The following is a 281-nucleotide window of genomic DNA, read 5'->3' as shown; positions in this document are numbered from 1 at the left end:
CGCTGGCGGTGTTGCCGCCCATCAGGCCCACCAGGGTGGCGAGGCTTTCGGTGCCGGTCAGGGCACTGCATTGCGTGCTGGTCAACGCGGTGGCGTAGCGGGTCGTGGTCGTGGTGTCGGTGGTCTGGTCGTAGGCCGTGATGGTGAGGTAGCCGTCGGCATCGATCTGGGCGACCACGCGACCGGCGCCATCGTAGTACGTGCGCGTGGTCTGGTCCTGCGCACTGCTCGTGAGGTCGGCCTGCAGTGCGTCCAGCGTGGGTGTGTCGCCCAGGCTGCTG

1 protein-coding gene is annotated in these 281 nt (G+C 68.7%); it reads right to left on the bottom strand.

Annotated features, from left to right (window positions below; translation table 11 throughout):
• Window positions 1-281 (bottom strand): hypothetical protein (locus ISP15_RS18480; RefSeq protein WP_404549485.1); only part of this gene is annotated, 281 nt, incomplete at both ends.

Source organism: Dyella jejuensis, assembly GCF_044904675.1.
GTDB lineage: Bacteria > Pseudomonadota > Gammaproteobacteria > Xanthomonadales > Rhodanobacteraceae > Dyella_B > Dyella_B jejuensis.
Note: the sequence above shows the minus strand (reverse complement) of the source record. Positions and strands in the feature narration are given on the sequence as shown.